This is a genomic window from Sphingobium sp. SCG-1, from assembly GCF_002953135.1.
In the GTDB taxonomy this organism is placed as follows: domain Bacteria; phylum Pseudomonadota; class Alphaproteobacteria; order Sphingomonadales; family Sphingomonadaceae; genus Sphingobium.
Genome location: NZ_CP026372.1, coordinates 816,486 through 837,426, shown reverse-complemented (window position 1 = coordinate 837,426; position 20,941 = coordinate 816,486). Strand labels below are relative to the sequence as shown.

The window sequence follows — 20,941 nt, the reverse complement described above, 5'->3', positions numbered from 1 at the left end:
TATCGTGCCGATATTTTGGCTATTCCGGGCGCTCGTTGCTCGTAGTGGCTTGTTAAAGAAGGTTATTGCGGGATCGATTTTCGGATCTTCAAGCGCGCGTAAAGATCGCGGCGACCACCGCGATGCGATCGACATCGGCGTAGGCGGAATGCTCTAGTTCTTCGCCGAACACATCCCGATCGAGTTCACGATAGGAAAGTGAGCAGCCGTTCCGCTCCGCCGACTTCCCTAGTCGCTGCTGAAGCTGATCCTGCCCGTCCACTATCGCGCTGCCGGTGTAGAGGATGAACCGACCTCCTGTGTTCAACCGGGGCAGCGCCGCCTGCGCCATGTCCACGGAGACTTCGCCGCCGTGCATGCCGCCGCCGTCGCGATAGGCGCGCTCTTCATCATCGATGATGTAGGGCGGATTAGCCAGAATAAGATCAAAGCGGCCTTCCGTTTCCCCCAAATCTCGGCCTTCTAGGAAGGCGACATCTTGGCCCGCCGCCTGCGCATTAACGCTCGCAAGGGCAAGCGCTTGGGGATTGACGTCCGTTGCCAAAACTTCGGCACCCGGAACCGCTAGCGCCGCGACGATCGCACCCACCCCCGCCCCGGTTCCTATGTCGATGATCCGGGCATCCTGGGCGCACGGGTGTGCCGCCAATTCGCGCTCAATCAAGTCGGCGAAGCGATAGCTATCAGGGCCAAAGAATACCGCATCTTCGGCTTCAGTGGGATAAGCGGAGTGCAGGAACAACAATCCGTGTAGAGACGATACCCTGACCGCAGAGTGCCGCAATTGATCTTCTATGGATACGATGCCCGCGTCCTCCAGAAGCCGCTCGACCTTCGCATCAATCGCGCCCGGGCGGTATGGCTGGCTCCATCCTAATATGTCGCGGATCGACTGCGCCTCTTTGCGACCGGCTCGCGCTACAACGCGACCGTGGCTCGCAGGTGTGATCGTGACGAATTGATAGCCGATCGACTGGAGATGCATCAGCAAGTCCAGTGCCGCATGTTTATCGATGGATTTCATGACCCGCGTAGGTAATTCGCTCAGTTACTGTTTCTTACGCCAGAACGCTAAGCGGTGCGCTATTGATCCCTGCCATAGACGTCCTCGCGAAATGCCACACCCGCATCCGTCGCTGTTGCGGTGAGATAGGTGAGATATACGGGCACTTGCACCGGCAGCGGCACGGCTTGCTCCGGCTCCTTGGAGATCGCGCGGACGGGTCTTTGCAGGAGCCAGCGGCCAAGCTCTGCCGCATTTTCAAGGCGAATGCAGCCATTGCTTAAATGGCGGTCGCTCTTTTGCAGCAGCGCCTTTTCGGGCGTGTCGTGCAGGTAGATGCCTTCGTCGTTTGGAAACAGGAATTTGACGCGGCCCATGGAATTGCCAGCACCCGGTAACTCGCGAAGGCGCACTTCCTGACTGCCCGACGCGACTGCCGCCCAGTCAACTGCGGACGCATCCAGCTTATGCGCCGATGCGGTCCAGTCAGACAACGCCTCCATACGCATCGAGGCGAGGGATCGACCAGCCAGCACTTTGGGCGCGATCTTGTTGCGGGCCAGATAATCCGGCACGTTCCAGTACGGATTGAGGATGGCCCATTGGAGCGTGCCAACGAGCATCGGCGTCTGCGTTTCCTTTGCTCCGACAACGACGCGCATCGCGCCCACCTGCTTGCCCGCTTCATAATACCAGAGCCTGCCGGATGAGGCATCGACCACGACGTGATGCACCCAAGGGGCAGGCAGCAACCGGGCGCGGTCGAGATTAAGGCGAAGGCGGGCCAAGACGTCTTTGGACAATCCATCCTTCAACGCGCGAGCCATCAGGTTTCGAATGCGGACATACTGCGGACTCATCCAGCCCATATCGGCGATATAGCCCGCGAATGATTTCGGGAAAGCAGCGGTGCGCAGGACGCCCTCTGCCTTCAGCTTTCTTGGCTTCAGCCTAGGATCAGCGTAGGTCACTGACACGTCTTTGAAGCGGCGCTGATCGCGGACGTACCGCGCGAAGGCTGAGGACAACGCGAGTTCGGCGCGGGCGATTTCATCAGGGCCACCATTTCGTGCTGAAGCGATGAGTTCGCGAAGCCGCTCGACATCATATGACGAAGGATTCAGCCCATCGCTATCGGCGGACGCCAGATAGGCGATAAGCGCATCCCCCTGTTCACCTATCTCTCCGGACGACACCCACAGCGGCCGAAACCCGCGACTGGCATAGAAGCGATTCAGGGCGCCGTTCGCTTGCTCCTGAATGGCGCGCGTCAATGAGGTGGGCGCGACATCGGCAGCTTTGCCGAGAGAGACACGACGTGCAGGCGCCGCCGTTGCGGCTGGCACCCAGCCGTTTCCAAAACACGCGATCGATAGGAACAGCCAGAGGGGGATGCGGGCGTGCCGCATCCCCGGAAGATGCAGGATCAGCCCCGTTCCCCCTTACGCGTAGGCGCTGGCGGCGGCGGGGGTGGCGGCGCGACGTAGTTGGCGTGGTAGATGCCGTCCGAGGTATAATAGCCGTCGACGATCCCATCGCCATCGCGGTCAGCCGCAGTGCTGCCCGCTACGGAGCCCGGCGGTGGAGGTGGCGGCGGTGCTTCGACGACAACTTCCTTCTTCGTGCAGCCTGCAAGTGCAATCGCGCCCAGACTTGCCAGAACGATGGATTTGTAACGCATTCAATCCTCCCAATTATGGCCGGGTTCCCCGCCCGGGTGATCTATGCCCCCTTTGATGTGAGAGCCTGTGGAGTGCAACGGGTCATCCACGCAGCGACAGAATGTGCCTGAAGCGCGGCAGTCGGATCTCTCAAGCAGATGATTGATCTCGCGGCATCCGCGTCCCATTTTGATACAGAGAAGGACGTATGATGAAGAAATTGTGCGAATGTCGTTCCGCAGTTGCATCCATTTTGGCGCTCGCGTGTTGAGGCCGTTAACAAAAAGTTAACGATCATTAGGGGCCATAAATGCCGAACTTCAACAGACCAAATCATAACACCTCCGTAAAAGCTTCCACCACCAAATATGTTACTTTAACCGGCGTTTCCTTGGCTGCCCTCCTCGTCGGCACCATCACAGCCGCTCAGGCCGAACCCTTAAATTCCACATACTCCCCATCCTCCAATAACGGCGGCGGTGCCAATGCAGGTCGTGCCGATATCGTCACGATTACCAACCAGACTGATACTATCACCGGTGACTATCGCTTGCGCGGCACCAGCGCCCGGCGCTTTACGTCCAATGCGACGACGTTGGAGCAGCGCAACGCGGCGGGGCAGATCGTTTCTGGTTATGACACCATTGATGGGCGCAGCAGCCTGACATTAGGGACGCAGCAGAAGACGAGTGCCGTCACTTATCCAGATCAGATCCAGGGCACCCGAGTTTCGACGCTGGTGTACGACAACGATCGGCTGACAGAGACACCGGGAACCAGCACGGTCACAGTCAACTACCTAGATACAGGTCGCCCCGTTTACGGTGACCTCCGGCTCGCAGACATCAGCAATTCAGACGTGACGATCGCCACCGGATCAAAGTCCCGTGACCTTTACGCCAGCACGAATTTTGCGATCCTGACGGCAGACAGCGGGTCCACGCTTTATAACGTCACCGACGGCAGCAACATCGTCTATGATTCCCGCACAGCGACGATGGACGGGCAGGATCAGAACAACCTTAGCCAAGCTGCGACGCGGACTTATCTCGTGCCGATTACGACCTATTCGGGCGTGGCATTCAACGGCAACGACAGCGTTACCGATCTGGCGAGCTTCAAGCGTTACAACAGCAGCTTGATCGCGCAACTTACGCAGGGGCAGATCACACCCGACCAGTATGAGAGCCTCATCAAGGCAGCCGCGCCGGTGACGACCGAACGCGTAACGGTCGCGAACCGGGTGATCCCGCGCTACACCGCGCCGCCCACGACCAGCGAGCGGCTGTTCATGAGCCTGAATGGTTCAAACCTCACTACCACCGTGGACTCTCAGCTCGTCGGCGTTGCCGAGGCAGACGGCAATGCCGCGGGCAATGCTACGTTGATCCGGGCTGAAAATGGATCGACCATCGTCAACAACGGCATCATCGCGCAGGCCCAGCGCGCGGCTGGTGTGGTTCTCACTGGTTCGGGAACGTCGCTCACCAATTCCAGCACAGGTGTTATCGGCATCGGCTATGAAACGCTCGACCGGTCGAGCGGCACGCCCGTCCCAACTGGCTTTAACGGTCGCGGCTATACGACCGACAATGTAGCGATCAGCGCAGCCAGTGGCGCGAGCGTCAACAATCTGGGCATTGTCAATGTCGCAAACCGCGACATACCGGGCGAAACCGGCAATCCGACGATAGGCAAAGCGAACGCCGGAATCGTCGTTAGCACAGGCGCGAGCGCGTCCAATGCGGGCACCATCCTCGTTGGTGGTGGGGCGAGCGCCGTCGCCAACAATCTCGGGCAGTTCCGAGGCGCGACCGGCATGGGCGCTTTCAACGGCGGCACCGCGACCAATGCGGCCAGTGGGACCATCCGGGTCGGCACGACCTTTGCTGAAAACAGCGCCGACCTTGCAAATATCCAGGACGTTCAGTCCGTCAACTATGCGTCGGGCATGGCGTCGTTCGGCGGCGGCGGAACCGTCATCAACGACGGCGCGATTCGCATTGGATCGTTGGCGCAGAATGCAAGCGGCATTCTGGTAGGCGGGAGCGGGAACGCCGCTGTCAACAACGGCACGATCCTTATCGATCCCTCTGCGGTGACGACGCCCAGCGCGCGTAACGCAGGCATTTCGGTCCTCGGAAGCACGGCTGCTGGCCTAAATGCGACCAACGCTGGGACAATCGATATTCGCGGCGTCAACAGCGTCGGTCTGCTGGTCGAAAACAGCTTCGACAATGGATCGGCCCGTGCGCTCAATACCGGGACGATCCTGGTCAACGGCGGCATTTCGGTGGATCGTCTGCGCAATTATGGCGTGTTCGTCGAGAACGCATCCTCCTCAGCGCAGCAGGACGGCGCGATCATCCTGCAGGGCGACGGGGCGATCGGCGTTCATGCGCGAAACGGCGGCACAGTCGACGTGGGAACGACCGGAACGGTAGATTTCCAAGGCGCAGGCCAGATCGGCTATTATGCGCTTGGCGCAGGCTCGACCATCAATATCGGCTCTACAACGGACGTGGACACGGCATCCTCGACGGGATTGCGTGTGGAAGGCGGCGCAGTTGCGCGCGGCAATGGTTTGGCGTTTAATGTGTCGGGAGCGAATGCCGTTGGTATCGTAGGCACCGGCGCATCGTCAGGCACAACTGTCGACACAACGGGCATGCGCATTGCGGTTTCCGGCGCAGGAGCATCGGGCGTGCGTATCGAAGGCGGCGCGACGGGAGCAATTAACGGCGCGAGCACCATCGAACTGACAGGAGCTGGCACCACGGCAGCGATTGTTGACGGTCAGGGCTATAGCCTGGATGGCACGGTAGTGGGCACGCCGGTGGCGAGCACCAGCCTGACCAGCAATGCCAATCTGACGTCCTCTTTCGACGATCTGACAGGTTACGTTGCGCGCAACCAGGGGCAGTTTAACAATACCGGCACGATCGCGTTCTCGGGCGCTAACGGCACCGGCATTTTGGCGACTACGGGCGCTCAGGTGAACAACAGCGGCGCCATCGGGCTTTCTGGCGCAGGTGGCGTTGGAATTGACATCACAGGCGCAGGCACGTCGGCCGTCCATAGCGGCACCATAACCGGCAGCGGCACGGGCGTGCGCATTGCTGATGGTGCGTCGTTCAACAATCAGGGCGCGATCACCATCGCCTCTGGCACTGGCATAGTGGTGGACGGCGCAGGATCGACGCTGACGGGGACCGGCACTGCCGCTGTCATCGCCAATGACGGCGTAGCTGCCTTGCGCCTTGTCAATGGCGCGTCAGTGAACAGCGCGGGCAGCTTTTCCGGGAACGGCACGGCGCACGGCGTCCTAGTCGACAGCGGCGCAGGTGCGCTCACTCTTGGTGGCGGCTCTATCACGACTGGCGGCACTGGCAACGGCATTGAAAACGCAGCGAATTCAACTCAGATCCTGCTGAATGGCACCAATATTACCGCAAATGGCTCAGGTTCTGCGATCCGCACAGCGGTATCGCTCGACCCGGCCTCCACCGCAACATTGACAGCAGCCGGCGCGAACAGCACGGGCTTCACCTTTGCTGAAACCGGAGGCGCAGCTGCCACGAACAACCTCACGATCGGCAATGGCCTTACCATCCAGGCGAGCGGCGCAGGCGCGAGCGGGATCAGGCTTAATACGACCGGCACGGCATCGCTCACGGGCCGGGTGGACGTGACCAACAGCCTGGGCGGCGCGGCTCTGGTAGGCGGCCCCGCTGCATCGATCACCAACAGCGGCACGCTGGTTTCGGCGAGCACGGCGGCTCCGGTCGTCGATCTGACAGGTGGTGCGCTGGCGTTCACGAACAACGGTGCGATCACCGCTTCGTCGAACACCGCCGCAGCGATCAGTGGTGGGAACAATGGCCAGTCCGTCACTTTGGCATCAGGCGCGGTCACTGGTGCCGTCGCTCTTGGGTCGGGAGCGGATACGTTCCTGATGACGGGCGGTACTTTGAACGGGGCGTTCTCTGCCGGAGCGGGGAATGACTCCGCGACATTCCGTGGCCTTACCGACGCCAACATGTCCGGCATCACCAGCATCGCCGGAAACGGTGCGCCGGGCGGGAACGATGTGCTGACGTTCGACAACACGACCTCGACAGGCACGCAGCGCCTCGTCGGGTGGAACAGCGTGAACCTCACCAACGGATCGAACCTAACGGCGGATGGCGATCTGGTTCTCGCGGGCGGGACAGCCACAATCGACAACACCTCGACGCTCTTTGCCGGAAATGGTGTCAACGCTGTGATCCGCTCAGCCGCAGGTGGTACGGCGACCCTGGTGAACGCGGGCACGATCGACCTTACCAACGGCGGGTCGGGGGCGACCGACAGTTTGACGGTGCGCGGCAACTACGTCGGCCAGAATGGCACGATCAGACTTAACACCGTGCTTGCGGGCGATGGATCGCCTTCCGACAGGATCATCATTGATGGCGGCGCGGTCAGCGGCACCACGTCGTTGCAGATCGCCAATGCTGGTGGGCTTGGCGCGCAAACGACGGGCAATGGCATCGAAGTCGTGAGCGCAATAAATGGCGGCACGACAACTGCGACAACTACCGGCACCGGCTTCGCGCTGGCGGGCGGCAGTGTGGATGCGGGTGCTTTCCAATATCGTCTCTATGCCTCGAACACCGCAGGCACGAACGAGAGCTGGTATCTGAGGACGCAGGCGGGTTCCGTGCCCAGTGAGACGCCCACCCCCACTCCTACCCCGACGCCAACCCCTTCTGATCCGGCGGAGGAGCCTACGCCGCCTACTGGTCCCACGACCTATCGTGTCGAAGTGCCGTTGCTCGCAGCGATCCCGAACAGCCTGCGTAGCGGAGACCTCGCGATGGTCGCGACGTACCACAAGCGCATGGGCGACAATGAAGACGCTGTCGATCCGGGCTTTACTTTCCCCGGACGTATCTGGGGCCGCGCCATCGCGGAAGACCAGAATTATCGCCAGCGTGGCGACGCACGTCCTGAGACGGACGGTCATCTCTATGGCTTCCAGGCCGGGATCGATCTGTTCCGCTATGGCGGCAGGGGCGGCCATCACGACTTTGGCATCTATGGTGGCTACACCAATGGCAACGCGCGAGTGACGGGTTTTGCGGGTGGCCTAGAGGGCCAATATGTCGGCAAGCTCGATCCGAAGAGCAAATATGCCGGGCTGTACTGGACCTATGTCGGCAATAATGGCCTCTACGTGGATACCGTGCTCCAGCATAGCTGGTATGGCGGCAAGGCCACGGCCGTCAACGGCAACAAGATCGACATAGACGGCACCGGCATACTGGCGTCCATCGAGGCAGGCTACGCTATCACGCTGTCGCCGAAGTGGACTCTTGAACCGCAGGTGCAGGTTATCGCGCAGGGCGTTTCGATTGACCCGACAACCATTCCCAACGCAGGCGTGTCGCAGAATAGCGACGGCTACGTGACGGGTCGGCTTGGCCTGCGTGCCAAGGGCCGGTTCGAGACGAACAGTGGATCGGTACAGCCTTATCTGCGTGCTAATCTGTGGAAGGGCTTTGCAGCGACCGATCGGACTTACTTCCGCACGGCCGCAGCAACCACGATCATCAGCACGCGAACGTCGTCGCTATGGGGCGAAGCGGGCGCTGGCGTGACTTGGACGTTAAAGCCCGGTTTCGCGATCTATGGCGAGGCCGATCACCGCTTCTCGCTCGACAACGGGCAAGGCGTAGCGGGTCACTCCACGAGCGGTTCCGTGGGCGTGAAGATCAGCATGTAAGACACCGTGTCGGATGCGACCGGCGCCGACCACGGCTCAGAAGCGGAAGGAATATCCCGCCAGAGCCGTGGTCGAGCCGTCGGTCACATTCTGCATCATGCCGATCCGCAAGTTGGAGACGGCATCCCCACGCGCAAAGCCTGCCGTCAATTGCAAGGGTCGACGCGTGCTGGAGAGGCTGGCATTGGTCGAGCGGAAAACGAGCGATTGCGAGGCGAGATCATAGGCTGACGCCAGCGTGAGCTTCGCCTTGCCGCTTTCGATTGTGAGCGGCTGCGCTATGCCAAAACTTACTAAACCACCTAGAGCGGCACGACTTGCCTGTAATCCTGCGCGCGTTCCGACCAATGATGTCGAGGCGGTGACCACAGATAACGGATCGATCTTAAGCCGCGTCACGCCGACCGAGCCGTAACCCTCAAGGCTCCAGCCGCCTGCCAATTCGAGGCTGTGATGTGCTTCCACCATCGCCGTATTGGTGCCGCGCCCGAGCGCCAGACCACCGGACGACGCAACGCCGAGCACTGATCCCTTCTCATCGATCCAGGACGCCCGGATCGAAGTACGCCCGGTATCGAGCGACACGGTGGCAGCGCTGGCGCGGGCGCTCCCAAACGATCCGGTCGAAAGCGTAAGCCCGAGGCGTCCGATACCGGTCGAGCGATCCACGCCAAAACTGTTCCCCGCCTGCGGTGCATAAGCCAATATGCCGTCGGCAAAGGGGGCAAGGCCCATGATATCGCTTTGCAGCGAGTCACCGGCGTTGATGCCGACATGATAGCCGGTGCGGCCATCCTGATAATTGATTTCGCCGGCACGCATCACGCTGCGCACTTCGCTCCTGTCCATGCCATAGCGATAGGTCGCGTAATTGACGCTACCCTGTAACTTGCCAAGGTTGAAGCTGCTGCCCCCGCCGCTCGCCATTTGAGCAATGCGCCGCCGCAGCCATGTCGCATTGCCCGAACCCGGTTTCACTACCATGCTCGCGACGGAGCCGGAGAAATCCCGGCCATATTCGTCGAGTATCGTGACTTGCGACAGCGCCGTCTGAATGGAGCTTGTGTTCAGTGCCTCAGGTACGACCATAACCGACTCTGCAAGCAACGTTTGCTTCGATCCATTCGAGATTACCGGATTGACGGGTGACAATGCAGCTTCCGCATCAATCAGGCCATGGCCGAACACCGTGTCCACGCCCGGATCTCCAATGTCACGCGCCGTGCTGAGAATGACGTTACCCGCTTCCACGCCACTTAATTGTGGCCATTTGCTGACAATCAGTGCTGCGAGCGCCGAAACCTGCGCGGTGGCCGAGCTAGTGCCGGAGAATGCGGAGACCGAGCCGTCGACTCTGGTCGTGTAGTTCGTGCCTGGAGAGGTTACTGTTCGATCGGCCAAGGTGCCTGCCTTGTTCGAATAGCTCGCCAGCGCGTAGGTTGACTGCGACGTGGGATCGAGGGCGACGACGAACAGCCATGCATCGCGATTGGCGTTGTTCACGTTAACGGCATCCGTGGGATCGGCCGAACCCTGATTACCGGCCGCGTTGACCAGCAGCCCGCCGCCGACCGCGTAGCGCTCCACAGCATTGCGAATGCTGACGTTGAAGCCCTGCGAGGTGAGGGATCGATTGATGATCTTGATCCCGACGCTGCTCGCATAGTCCAGCGCTTCGGCATCGTGCGTCAGTACTTCCGTCTTCGTGTCGACATTGTAATCGGACGTCCGCAGCACCGCGATTTGCGCATCCGGTGCGACGCCCATGGTCCCGCTGCCGTCTTTCTTGCCCGCGATGATCGCGGCGATCGCCGTGCCGTGATCGGCCTGCGCATCCCCCAACCGGTCGCGCTTGGCGGTGACGCCGTTCGTCGTCTCGGTTCCAAAGTCCTTCGAAAGTGAGGAAATCTGGCCGCTGAATGCCGAAAGCGATGTGTTCACACCGTCGTCCAGCACGCCGACCGTGACGCCCTTCCCGGTCCAGCCACTGTCCAATGCGTAGAGGCCGTGGATAAGTTCGCTGGCCGTGTAATTCTGCCGATATTCCGCCGTGTCGTTCGCCGAACGAACCGACTGAAGGTTGGCCGGTGTCACGATGCTGGTGCCGGGTGCCGGGGTTGGCGTAGGTGTGGGGTTCGAGGTGGAGGTGTCCGGTGCCGGCGTCACAGCGGGCGTCGGCGACGCGACTGGCGCCTGCGTTCCGCCGGAATTGACCGAACTGCCACCGCCGCCGCACGCGCTCAGCGAGGACAATGCTAATATGCTAACCGAACGGAGTAAATTTCGCATAAGGGACCTCTTTCGATGGAGGACCAATGCGCTCTGAACTCAAAAAATTCGGTTAAGGCGGGGCAGATTCATTTGCGTGACTGGCAAAAAGCGCACCAGCACGAGAGAAGATCACTGTGAAATTGAGACACGATCGCCCCTTCGAGGGCGAACTAAAAAAGCGTCAGACTGCCTTTCCAGGCCGCCGCCGGAGGACAGATCGCACAGCGGCGACGATCTTGCTCATGGAATAGGGCTTTTCCACCAGAGACAAGTCGGAAATACGACTGCGCACCTCCGCATGGGCGTAACCGGCAGGGACGATGATCGGGATATCGAGGGATTGCAGTCGATCGACGATTGCAGACGTGCCATCTCCACGCAGCTTCATGTCCAGAATGGCGGCATGTGGCTCCCGATCGAAGGCATGGCTCAATTCTGAAGATTGTTCATCGAACGGCCCGAGCACTTCATATCCAGCATCTTCCAGAGACCGGCGCATATCATCGGCAAGGAAGACGTCATCTTCCAAAATCAATATGCGCGCGCCGGAATCCGGCATTGTGGAACCGTACATCAATGACCTCTCGCCTCGGGAATCTCTGCTCACCGCGGAGCATGGGATTAGAGACGAAGATCAGCCGACAATGTTCAAAATGCCAAGGCCCGCCAAGCCGAGACGTTTGATTTATAAGCCATCTTGGATGATGATTAATTTGGCCTCGAAACGCGCTGAAATGGCTTGGAACCGTCAGTTAAAGCCTAGCTAACGGGGTAGTAACGAGGAATTCATCGCTATCTTGTTGACATTACTTAGGAATGCCACACAGGTAAGAAGATCAGATCGGGGGGACCGTTATAGGTGATGGACGCGCTACTCGTTGAAGATGAGAAACTGCTCAGGGAGATGCTGCATAGTTCCCTCAGCGATATGGGGTTTGATGTCGAAGAAGCCGATTCGGGTGAAGCGGCGTGGGAAATGGTTCAGAATGGACTGCGTTTCGACCTCCTGCTGACCGATGTCAGGATGCCCGGCACGATTGACGGTATCGACTTGGCCAAGCGCGTGAAGTCAATCAGCGATGCTGCGATCATCGTTATGTCCGGATTCGTAGGTTCGCGAAATCCTGCGGCAGAAGGCTTCAACCATTTCCTTGCAAAGCCCTTTACCGAAGGCCGCCTCTCCCAACTCGTCAAGAAAGCTATGGCGGATTAATCTGCCGCCTTCAGGAAAGTTCGTAGGAACTCGTCGGCCCGACAGGTTGACGCGTTTTTCGCCACCAGTCCGTAATGGCGTGCGCCAGCGGCTGCTCGATCCAATGATGAAGCAGGACGGCCAGGGCGACCGCGACACCTATGGCGATCAAAACTGCCATCAGTGGCGACAGGCCCATCTCATCGGCATGCAGAAGAATGATGAAGCCGATATTATGATGCACAAGATAGAGGGTGTAGCTGATCGAGCCGAGCCACAGGAGAGGACGTGCGGCCAGAAAGCGCAACCGTCCGGCTACCATCGCCGCGAAAACGACGAACAGCAGCAATGCCAGAATTGCAAGTTCGAGACGTGCCTGAACACATAGACTGGCGATTATTGCCGAAGCGCACGGTAGTTGGTCTCGCCAACATCTCACGCCAAGCCACACACGATAGCTGAGCATCCCGATGCCGAAAAAGGGGATGTACTGAAGCACAAGCAGCATCGTCACTCGGCTGGGCATCCCGTCCCATGCCCAGCCGATGCAGCCAAGGCAAAGCCATACTAGCAGCACTTGCTCGATACGGCCCGCCGCGCCGCTTATCCAGACCGCCACCATGCAGATATAGAAGGCGAGTTCCAACCCCAGCGTCCAGTAAGCGCCATCCACGCCGGGCAAATAGGCGAAACCCTGAAGCATCGTCACATTGGCTGCGATGGCGACCGACGGCACCTCAAACATCGTAGCCCCCGCCAGATGCTCGACAAGCAGGGTCAGCGCCATGGCGGCCCAATAAGCGGGATAAAGCCGCGCGAATCGCTTCACTGCAAAATCGGCGACACTCTCAGCGCGGTCCAGCGAGAAGCTGATGACGAAGCCTGAGATGGCAAAGAACAGCAGGACCGATTCATGTCCCCAAGTGAAGGCGAAGCCCACATGCGGAGCTTCCGGGAACATCTCGGGGAACCGCGCGGTGTAATGATAGATCACGACCGACAGCGCAGCGAGGCCGCGCAAAGCGTCCAACTCCCTGAGGCGCGTGGACGGCGGGCGTTCTCTCGGATGCGCTTCGGTGCTCATTTCAGGCACTCGCCGTTACTGTGCGAGCCGGGTGGCGGCGCGCCCTCCACCAGCTTTCGATGGCGCGCTGTGCCGGTCGCTCTACCAACCTGTTCAATATAGCGCCGAGGCCGATCGCCATGGTCCAGGCTATTGCGAAACTCGTCCAAGGGCCGATACCCCAGGCGGCCGCCTTCAACATGATGACGAAGCCGATATTCTGATGGACGAGATAGAGCGAATAACTGATCCCGCCCAGCCAGAGCAGCGGCCGCACGCGCAGGAAGCGCAGCGCACCCTTCAACATCGCGGCGAAAAGCACGATCAGGATGAGGGATGCCGCGAGTACGTCCGGAGTTTCCTGCGCCGCGATCGTGAGGATTATAGCCGCGAAGTAGGGGATTTGCGCCCGCGCCGTCCGCTGTCCCGACCATATGCGGTAGAACAACATGCCGATGGCAAAGAACGGGATGTAGCGCAGCACCATGACCATGACCGCGCGCTCCGGAAATTGCGGCCACGCGACCATCAGCCATTTGAGCGCAAGCCAGACGAGCAGAACCGGCTCCAGACGCCTGTGTCCGCCGCATGCCCAGATCGTCAGCATCGAGGCGTAGAAACCGATCTCCACCGTCAGCGTCCAGTACGCGCCATCGACCGCAGGCAGGAAGACGAAACCCTCAAGCATCGACAGATTGGCCAGGATCGCGAGCGGCGGTATCTGCAAGGCAGTGACATGGCCGGCATATTCGACACCCAGGGTCAGCAGCATTGCGGCCCAATATGCGGGGAGCAGTCGCGATGCCCGGTTCATGACGAAATCGGACGCGTGGTGAAGCTTGTCGAGCGTGAAAAAGATGGCGAAGCCGGAGATCGCGAAGAACAGCAGCACGCGATAATTGCCGCCCAGGAAACTGAACGGCACGTGCGGCGCGTAAGGGAACAACTCATGGAAGCGCGTGCTGTAGTGAAACAGCATAACGGCCAGCGCACCGATCCCGCGCAAAGCGTCCAGTTCCTCCAACCGGGGTCGCTTGTCAGACGTCAATTCTGTGGCGCGCTCTACCGCGTCTATAAAGGTCTTCAATGCTTTCCTGCCCCGGACCTGCCTGTCAGCACTAGATGCCCGACACCGAAGCGACCGTTTACCCCGCCGATGGTAAAGGATGCATTGCTCTTGGAGGTCAGTCCGTCGCGGATGCAGGCGACCGCATGTCTTCGACGACGGCGGCGAGGAAGCCCCACGAGTGGAAGAAGTAGCGTTTCAGGAGGCGGTTGGGCTCCTGGAGGGCGCGCCATAGCCATTCGAAGCCTGCACGGCGGACCGGATAGGGTGCGCGGGTGAGCGAGCCTGTGAAGAAAGCGAGCGCGGCACCGACTGCGCAGGCATAGACGTCACCCACTTTGTCGCGGTGGCGATCGATCCAGATTTCCGATTTGGGGCAGCCGACACCGAACAGCAGATGCGTGGTTCCGTGCGCCCGGATGGTGCTGGCCAGCCAGTCGCTATAAGCTTTGTCCTGCTCAAATCGGAAAGGCGGGACAGCCGATCCGACGGCATCGGCGGGCATGCCGCGCGCCACCAGCCAGTCGGTGAGACCTTTGGCGATTCCCTCGTCCGCGCAGACGAAGAACGGGCGATGCCGCGCGGAATCGAAACGCTCCATCAACAGCGGGAAGAGGTCAGCCCCCGTCACCTTCTCCTCGACGCCAAGGCCGCGCGCCCGCGCATAGAGATAGACGGGAAAGCCATCGATCGTGCGCCGCCACGCATGGGCATAGGCCGCGCGCAGTCCTTCGTTCTGGCGCAGTTGCACGACGTGATCGACATTGGCGGTGACGACCAGCCGCGCGCCCTGCCCCGGCTCCACCGGACGCAGCAAATCCTCGACGAGCCGGTCGAGGCTCGTCTGGCTGAAGGCGATGCCGAAGATGGAGCGGCTCGACTCCATCACTTTTGCATAATCGTCACCCATGACCGAGCAGCTTTCCAAACAATGCGAGATAGGCCTCGGCCGCCCGATCGACCGAAAAGCTCTGACCCCGCCTCTTTAACTGCTCCTTATCCACGGTGGCGGTTAAGGATTGGTGCAATGCATCGGCCAGCGCGGCGACGTCGCCCACCGGCACGAGGCGGCCATAGCGGCCATGATCGACGATTTCGGCCGGCCCGGACTCGCAATCGGTGGTGACGACCGGCGTGCCGCAGGCCAATGCCTCTGCAATGACATTGCCGAACCCTTCATGGCGGGAGGAGAGGACGAAGGTCGACGCGCGCGCCAGATAGGCGAACGGATTGTCGCGGAAGCCCAGGAACGCGACGCGGCTGGCGATGCCGAGCGAGGCGACCTGCGCCTCCAGTTCGCGAAGCAACGGCCCTTCGCCCAGGATCATCAGCCGCGCTTCGGGCACGCGGGCAATGGCATTGACCATCGTCGCATAGTCCTTCACCGCGACCATGCGCCCGATGGCGATAACGACCGGCAATTTCGCCTCGAACCAGGGATGCTCGACAGGCTGCGCAGCGCGTGCGTCGATATCGTCGGGTACGGCGGGATTGTAGATGACGGTGATGCGGTCGCGCGGCAGGCCCGTGACTGCGACCAGATCCTGCGCGAGCCCTTCCGAAACGGCGATGATCCCGTCGGCATGGCGCAGGAACTTGCGGTAGAGGAAGGGCAGCACCTTATACTGCCAGTCGGGCATATCGCGCGCCTGGCTGGTGAGGTGATTGCGCTGGCTGACGACGATCTTGGTCGGACGGCCTGCCATCTTGTTGGCGAGGAGCGCGATCAGATTGGGCTGGCCGAGGCTCGACACGAGGATGTCGGGCTTCTGTGTCTTCAGATAGTCGGCAAGCGGGCGGACGGCGTTGCGCGCGCGCGGGGCGTTTAGCGAATGGACGCGGATGTTGGCGGGTACGCTGTCGACGAGAGCGCCCTTCGCCTCATGCACGACGAACGTCACCTCATAGCCGGCCGCGATGAAGCGCGGCGCAAGGTTGAGGTTCATCCGCTGAACGCCGCCGGACGCGAACTCGGTCATGTAGAGGGCAAGGCGGGGCATCAGGCAGTCGCCTTCTTGCGGCGGCGCAGGATTTTGTCGAGCGCCATCCGCGCTTCGCGGGGAAGCACCAGGCCGACGCCGATGGCGTAGATGCATCCGCCGAGCGCCACGTGGAGCAGCAGGATCGTCATGTTGCGCGCAGTGGGCAGCATCCAGATCACGGCAGCCATCACGGCGGCGGCGGCGACGATCCGCGCAAAGGTGCCGAGCGGCGCGTGAAAACCGAACTTCAGGCGCGACAAGGTAAAGCTGAGCGTGAAGGTCACCATGCCCGACATCATCGGGCCGAAAGCCGCGCCGACGACACCGAATACACGGATGCCGAAATAGGCGGAGGCAACGGCGACGATGAAGTCGCACACTGCGATCATCGTGCCGATGCGCGGTTGAAGGTTCAGCAGGAACACCTGATCGGAGGTATGCGCACGCAGATAGCGGAACAGTCCGCCGACCGTCGCCAGTGGCAGGACCAGCAGCGTGACCTCGCGATAGGGCGCGGCGACCAACAGCTCCACGACCGAGCGGTTGACGCCGAGCAGGCCGAAGGTGACGGGGGCGACTGTCAGCGCGACGAGGATCATGTTCTGCCGCAATTGCGTGAAGGCGGCGTCGCGGCCTTCGGTTTGCATCTTGCGCACCACCATCGGATAGGCGCCCGCCGTCACCAGGGTCGCGGCGAAGGCCGAGGCGCGCAGGCCAAGCCCGTAACCGACCGAAAACATGCCGACCGCGGACAGGCCCAGCAGATGCGTGACGATGAAGCGCGGCGCATTCATCGCGAAGATCGCCAACATCTGCGACGTGGTCTGCGTGCCGCCGAATTTGAGCGCGGTTTTGAAGATATCGGCGGATGCACCGCCTATTCTGCGTCCGAAATCGGACATGGTGAAGGAAAGGCCCACACCGATAAGCTGTGCGGTGATGAACCCGGCCAGCACGGCGTCGGGCGATGGCCCGAAATACCAGATGCAGAGGAGGCCGAACAGGAAGCCGATCACAGGGCCGATCACCTGGATCAAGCTGTAGAGCAGGATGCGCGCCTCGGCACGTGCACGATCCGCCGAATAGTTGTTGAGCGACCGCGTAATCATGAAGACGATCGCCAGCGCCACGACGTCCGGGCCGATAGCCTTGCCGAAGGACAGCCAGAGAACCGGCAGAATGACGAGCGATTGCAACAACGCCGAACCGATGATCGCGGTAGTTTCGGCCCTCAGAAAAGAAACGCGCTCAACCGGATCGGCATATTTGGCGATGAAGCGCAGCGTGTAGAAACCCCACCAGCCGAAGAAGGCGGCATAGCAAATCTCCTGTATCGCCACCAGCAAGGTGACGATGCCTAAATCGGAGGGCACCAGAAGATGCGCCCAGATCAAGACCGATGCGAATTGCACCAGCGGGGCCAGTATCTGCGCGGGCAGATATAGCAGGGTCTGGCGAATCAGCATGGGTTGCGCGCTTCAGGACATGGGAAGAGGGGCGACCAAGCGATCGCACTCAGCCGATGGAAGCCCATCGCTGCACCCTCAGAGCTAACCCGCATGAGGGTTTCTTTTGCGCATGCGAAGGGATTGCGCAACACAATTTCTCCATTTTGGAGTTCAAATTAGCGACGAGCCGCGTTTAACATAGGTTGGAAACAAGTCTCAGCCCCGATGACATCACTTGTCAAAAAAGTTCGGCATTTCCCGCGTTGAAGTCTGCGAAAATGCTGTTTACAGCCTCTAAGGCGGGCAGTTAGAGCCACTTGCTAATTTGATGCGCAAACACTGCTGGGATCACCAGCATGGTGGCGTAACCGTTCGGACGGGCAAATCGCCCCAGAGGGAAAGACATGCTGTTCACCTCCGGCCTCTTTTTGTTCATCTTTTTACCAATCACTTTGGTAGTATTCTTCGCAGTTGCGAAAGCGCTGAACATGAAGGCGGCCGCAGCGTGGCTGGCGGCGATGTCGTTCTTCTTCTACGGCTATTGGGCACCCGCGTTCCTGCTGCTGCTGTTCGCGTCCATCGCCATCAATTACGCTGGCGGGATCGGAATATACCGGAACCTTGGCACGCCTCGTGCGAAGCTGGTGCTGGTCACGTGCATCGTCGTCGATCTGGCGCTGCTCGGTTACTTCAAATATTACAACTTCTTTGCCGATACGCTGAACAGCGTCGCCGTGCCGGTGCCGATCCTCAACGTGATCCTGCCGATAGGCATCTCCTTCTACACCTTCACGCAGATCGCGTTCCTGGTCGATACCTGTCAGGGCAAGGTGAAGGAATTCCGGCCGGTGCACTATGCGCTGTTCGTCACCTATTTCCCGCACCTGATCGCCGGACCGATCCTGCACCATTCGGAGATGATGCCGCAGTTCGCCGACCCGGCCACTTACCGTCCGCGCCTGCGCACCATGGCGATCGGCGTCGCGTTCCTGGCGATGGGCATGGCGAAGAAGGTGCTGCTGGCGGACAGCGTGTCGGGGATCGCCGACACTGCCTTCACCGCCGCCGGGCACGGCAGCATCGGCATGGCGCACGCATGGGAGGGTGCTCTCGCTTACACCATGCAGATCTATTACGACTTTTCCGGCTATTCGGACATGGCGGTGGGCGTATCCCTGCTTTTCGGCATCCAGTTGCCGTTCAATTTCGATTCGCCTTACAAGGCGCGTAACATCATCGAGTTCTGGCGGCGGTGGCACATGACGTTGTCCCGGTTCCTGCGCGATTATCTGTACATTGCGCTGGGCGGGAACCGGCGGGGGCATTTCCGGCGCTATGTCAACTTGTTCCTGACCATGCTGCTGGGTGGATTGTGGCACGGGGCAGCGTGGACGTTCGTAATTTGGGGCGCACTTCACGGCATTTACCTCATTATAAACCATGGGTGGCAGAAGCTGGCGGGCCGCTCCCCAATTGCAAAAAGCGGCGTCGCGATCGGAGCAGGATGGATCGTCACGATGGTTGCGGTGATCGTAGGCTGGGTCTTCTTCCGCGCCGTCAGTGTGGCCGAGGCGATGACGATGCTGCGCGCGATGGCAGGCCACACGACCGACGCGCTCGCGATTGGCAATGCGGCGAACTGGACACTGATCTTGACGCTCGGATTGATTGCCGTGATGCTGCCTAACAGCCAGCATCTGGTCTCGACACGGATCGCGCCCGCCGTAGATCGCTCGATCGCGCGGCGGGGCGACGGCGTGATGATAGGCATCGCTTTCACCGTCATCTTCATCGTCTGGTTAGCGATGGTGATGGCATCGCGCGCCAACAGCGCCTTCATCTATTTCAACTTCTGAAGGGTAGCGGACCGTGATCCTTCGCAGAATGATTGTCTTCGGGATTGGCATGATAGCGGCGCTGCTGTTCGCCGAATTGCTTCTGCGCGTGCTGCCTACGCCTGCGGGCATCGTCGGCGCCGCGCCCGATCCGGCATGGCCCGCGCATCGCATGGTTCCCAATAGCGGATATGTGTCATCCAGCGGGTGGAGCATGGAGAATGTCCAGCGCGGCCATATCAATAACCGGGGCTATGTCGCGCCATTCGCCTATCGCAAAGGCGCGACAGTCGGGGTGGTGATCGGCGACAGCTTCGTCGAGGGGATGATGAACCCCTATGCCGCGATGCTGCAGTCGCAACTCGCGCATGCGATGGGGCGACGGCCCGATAGCATATATAATTTCGGCACGTCGGGCGCGAGCCTGCCGCACTATCTGGGTATCGCGCAGTTGGTTGGCCGCGATTACCGGCCGCAGTTCGCGGTGGTGTTCATTGCCGCCCGCGACTTCATGGAGGGCTTTAATTCCGATCCCGGCATCTACCGCTGGTCAAAAGGCGCGACGCTGATCGAACCGGTTGCGGAAAAGCAGCGGGGCGGATTCGGGCAAATTCTACGCAGCCTTGCCATCGTCCGCTACGCGCGGGTTAATCTGAAGGCGACAGCCGCCGTCCTCACCAAATCCGGTTTTGAGGAAGCGCCAAAGCCGCAATGCGGGGCGGCAGTTCTTTCCGGCGAAGATCAAAATTTGCTGGCGCGCTGGGTCGAGCAGTTCCCCAAGGCGCTGAACCTTCCCGCAGGGAAGGTCGTGCTCCTCTTTGACGCAGATCGCCCCGCAATTTATTCCCGAACGAAGTCGCAACCCTGCCTGGATCGTGACGCGCAAGCGCGACTGGCGCTCATGAAACTGGCACGGCAGGCAGGCATGAGGGTCGTCGATACCGAACCTGTTTTCCGCGCGGACTGGACAAAACATCAGATCGCGTTCGATCGTGCGCCGGTTGACGCCCATTGGTCGCCTTACGCGCATCGGCTGATCGCGCCCATTGTCGCCGCGCAACTGAACGGCCGCTAATTTCCTTCAGGAACGCGGGGTTTCACGATGTCAGCAGGAATGCCCCGCAGCACCACGTCCGACGGGAAGGATTTGGTGACGACGGCATTGGCGCCGATCTTCACGCGATCGCCCAATGTGATCGGACCGAACAGCTTTGCGCCGGGGCCGATGTAGCAATCGTCGCCCAACTGCGGCGATCCGCCTTTATACTCGCCGAGGCTGGTGCTGGGATGGATGCGGCAATTGGCGCCGATCCGCACGTTGGGGTTAATGACGATGGTGCCCCAATGCGCGATCGACAGGCCGGGGCCAAAGATATTGGGATGGATCGTGAAGCCCAATTTCATGCCTGCGCGCCGCAACAGATATTGGCGCAGGAAGACATAAGGTTTGCGCAAGGGTCCGCGCGTGCAATTAACGGCATATTCCGTCTTGCGCAGGATTCGCTGATAGCGGAGCAGGGGATAGCGCAGCCCCATCCATAGTCGCCAGCGCGTGATGCCGACGATGGCCAGATCGGCTTTTACATAGCGATCAAGGTCCGCTTTGGATTGTATCATGGATCGGCCCCGGATGGATTTAGGACTTATACCTAA

General features: G+C 60.5%; 16 protein-coding genes. 4 read left to right on the top strand and 12 right to left on the bottom strand.

The genetic code is table 11. The features are described 5' to 3' along the window. Nucleotides 1–88: 88 nt before the first annotated feature. The 3 genes from C1T17_RS03805 to C1T17_RS03795 form a co-directional block, all read right to left on the bottom strand. Nucleotides 89–1,024: a methyltransferase gene (locus tag C1T17_RS03805; protein WP_104952290.1), complete on the bottom strand. Its 936-nt coding sequence runs from the start codon at nucleotides 1,022–1,024 to the stop codon at nucleotides 89–91. A 59-nt stretch (nucleotides 1,025–1,083) separates the two neighbouring features. Then, complete coding sequence (locus C1T17_RS03800) at nucleotides 1,084–2,349, bottom strand: L,D-transpeptidase family protein (protein ID WP_223262782.1); 1,266 nt, start codon at nucleotides 2,347–2,349, stop codon at nucleotides 1,084–1,086. Between the two features lie 80 nt (nucleotides 2,350–2,429). Further along, the gene (locus tag C1T17_RS03795) at nucleotides 2,430–2,684 is read right to left on the bottom strand and encodes a hypothetical protein (RefSeq protein WP_104952288.1); all 255 of its coding nucleotides are present in this window, start codon (nucleotides 2,682–2,684) and stop codon (nucleotides 2,430–2,432) included. 371 nt (nucleotides 2,685–3,055) lie between these two features. Here C1T17_RS03795 and C1T17_RS03790 point away from each other — a divergent pair, with 371 nt between their 5' ends. Then, nucleotides 3,056–8,431 (top strand): autotransporter outer membrane beta-barrel domain-containing protein, encoded by a 5,376-nt coding sequence (locus C1T17_RS03790; RefSeq protein WP_189338482.1) that lies wholly within the window; start codon nucleotides 3,056–3,058, stop codon nucleotides 8,429–8,431. Between the two features lie 36 nt (nucleotides 8,432–8,467). Here C1T17_RS03790 and C1T17_RS03785 read toward each other — a convergent pair whose 3' ends face one another. Then, nucleotides 8,468–10,720: a S8 family peptidase gene (locus C1T17_RS03785; protein WP_104952286.1), complete on the bottom strand. Its 2,253-nt coding sequence runs from the start codon at nucleotides 10,718–10,720 to the stop codon at nucleotides 8,468–8,470. Nucleotides 10,721–10,883: 163 nt separating this feature from the next. Further along, nucleotides 10,884–11,276 (bottom strand): response regulator transcription factor, encoded by a 393-nt coding sequence (locus tag C1T17_RS03780; RefSeq protein WP_104952285.1) that lies wholly within the window; start codon nucleotides 11,274–11,276, stop codon nucleotides 10,884–10,886. A 288-nt stretch (nucleotides 11,277–11,564) separates the two neighbouring features. On the opposite strand from C1T17_RS03780, the gene C1T17_RS03775 reads away from it, so the two are divergent. Continuing rightward, a complete protein-coding gene (locus tag C1T17_RS03775; RefSeq protein ID WP_104952284.1) occupies nucleotides 11,565–11,915 on the top strand; it encodes a response regulator in 351 nt (116 codons plus the stop codon). A 10-nt stretch (nucleotides 11,916–11,925) separates the two neighbouring features. Here C1T17_RS03775 and C1T17_RS03770 read toward each other — a convergent pair whose 3' ends face one another. From C1T17_RS03770 to C1T17_RS21165, 6 genes are all read right to left on the bottom strand, one after another. Next, nucleotides 11,926–12,978 carry an acyltransferase family protein gene (locus C1T17_RS03770; RefSeq protein ID WP_104952283.1) on the bottom strand — a complete coding sequence of 351 codons (1,053 nt, stop codon included), beginning with the start codon at nucleotides 12,976–12,978 and terminating at the stop codon, nucleotides 11,926–11,928. A 1-nt stretch (nucleotide 12,979) separates the two neighbouring features. After that, nucleotides 12,980–14,044, bottom strand: a complete 1,065-nt coding sequence (locus tag C1T17_RS03765; protein WP_223262781.1) for an acyltransferase family protein — start codon at nucleotides 14,042–14,044, stop codon at nucleotides 12,980–12,982. A gap of 97 nt (nucleotides 14,045–14,141) precedes the next feature. Further along, nucleotides 14,142–14,933 carry a WecB/TagA/CpsF family glycosyltransferase gene (locus tag C1T17_RS03760; protein WP_104952282.1) on the bottom strand — a complete coding sequence of 264 codons (792 nt, stop codon included), beginning with the start codon at nucleotides 14,931–14,933 and terminating at the stop codon, nucleotides 14,142–14,144. Next, nucleotides 14,926–16,023, bottom strand: coding sequence for a glycosyltransferase (locus tag C1T17_RS03755; RefSeq protein ID WP_189338481.1), 1,098 nt, complete (start codon nucleotides 16,021–16,023; stop codon nucleotides 14,926–14,928). Before C1T17_RS03755 ends, C1T17_RS03760 begins: the two co-directional genes overlap by 8 nt. Continuing rightward, nucleotides 16,023–17,471, bottom strand: coding sequence for a lipopolysaccharide biosynthesis protein (locus C1T17_RS03750; RefSeq protein ID WP_104952280.1), 1,449 nt, complete (start codon nucleotides 17,469–17,471; stop codon nucleotides 16,023–16,025). Before C1T17_RS03750 ends, C1T17_RS03755 begins: the two co-directional genes overlap by 1 nt. Nucleotides 17,472–17,760: 289 nt before the next feature. Then, nucleotides 17,761–17,943 carry a hypothetical protein gene (locus C1T17_RS21165; protein WP_189338614.1) on the bottom strand — a complete coding sequence of 61 codons (183 nt, stop codon included), beginning with the start codon at nucleotides 17,941–17,943 and terminating at the stop codon, nucleotides 17,761–17,763. Between C1T17_RS21165 and C1T17_RS03745 the strand changes: the two genes are divergently transcribed. Both C1T17_RS03745 and C1T17_RS03740 read left to right on the top strand, forming a co-directional pair. Beyond that, nucleotides 17,942–19,309, top strand: a complete 1,368-nt coding sequence (locus tag C1T17_RS03745) for an MBOAT family O-acyltransferase (RefSeq protein WP_223262780.1) — start codon at nucleotides 17,942–17,944, stop codon at nucleotides 19,307–19,309. The two genes, C1T17_RS21165 and C1T17_RS03745, sit on opposite strands and share 2 nt — an antisense overlap. Before the next feature lie 13 nt (nucleotides 19,310–19,322). Next, nucleotides 19,323–20,363: an SGNH/GDSL hydrolase family protein gene (locus C1T17_RS03740; RefSeq protein WP_145958946.1), complete on the top strand. Its 1,041-nt coding sequence runs from the start codon at nucleotides 19,323–19,325 to the stop codon at nucleotides 20,361–20,363. Here the strand turns inward: C1T17_RS03740 and C1T17_RS03735 are convergent. Beyond that, complete coding sequence (locus C1T17_RS03735) at nucleotides 20,360–20,905, bottom strand: serine O-acetyltransferase (protein ID WP_104952277.1); 546 nt, start codon at nucleotides 20,903–20,905, stop codon at nucleotides 20,360–20,362. The two genes, C1T17_RS03740 and C1T17_RS03735, sit on opposite strands and share 4 nt — an antisense overlap. Nucleotides 20,906–20,941: the final 36 nt, after the last annotated feature.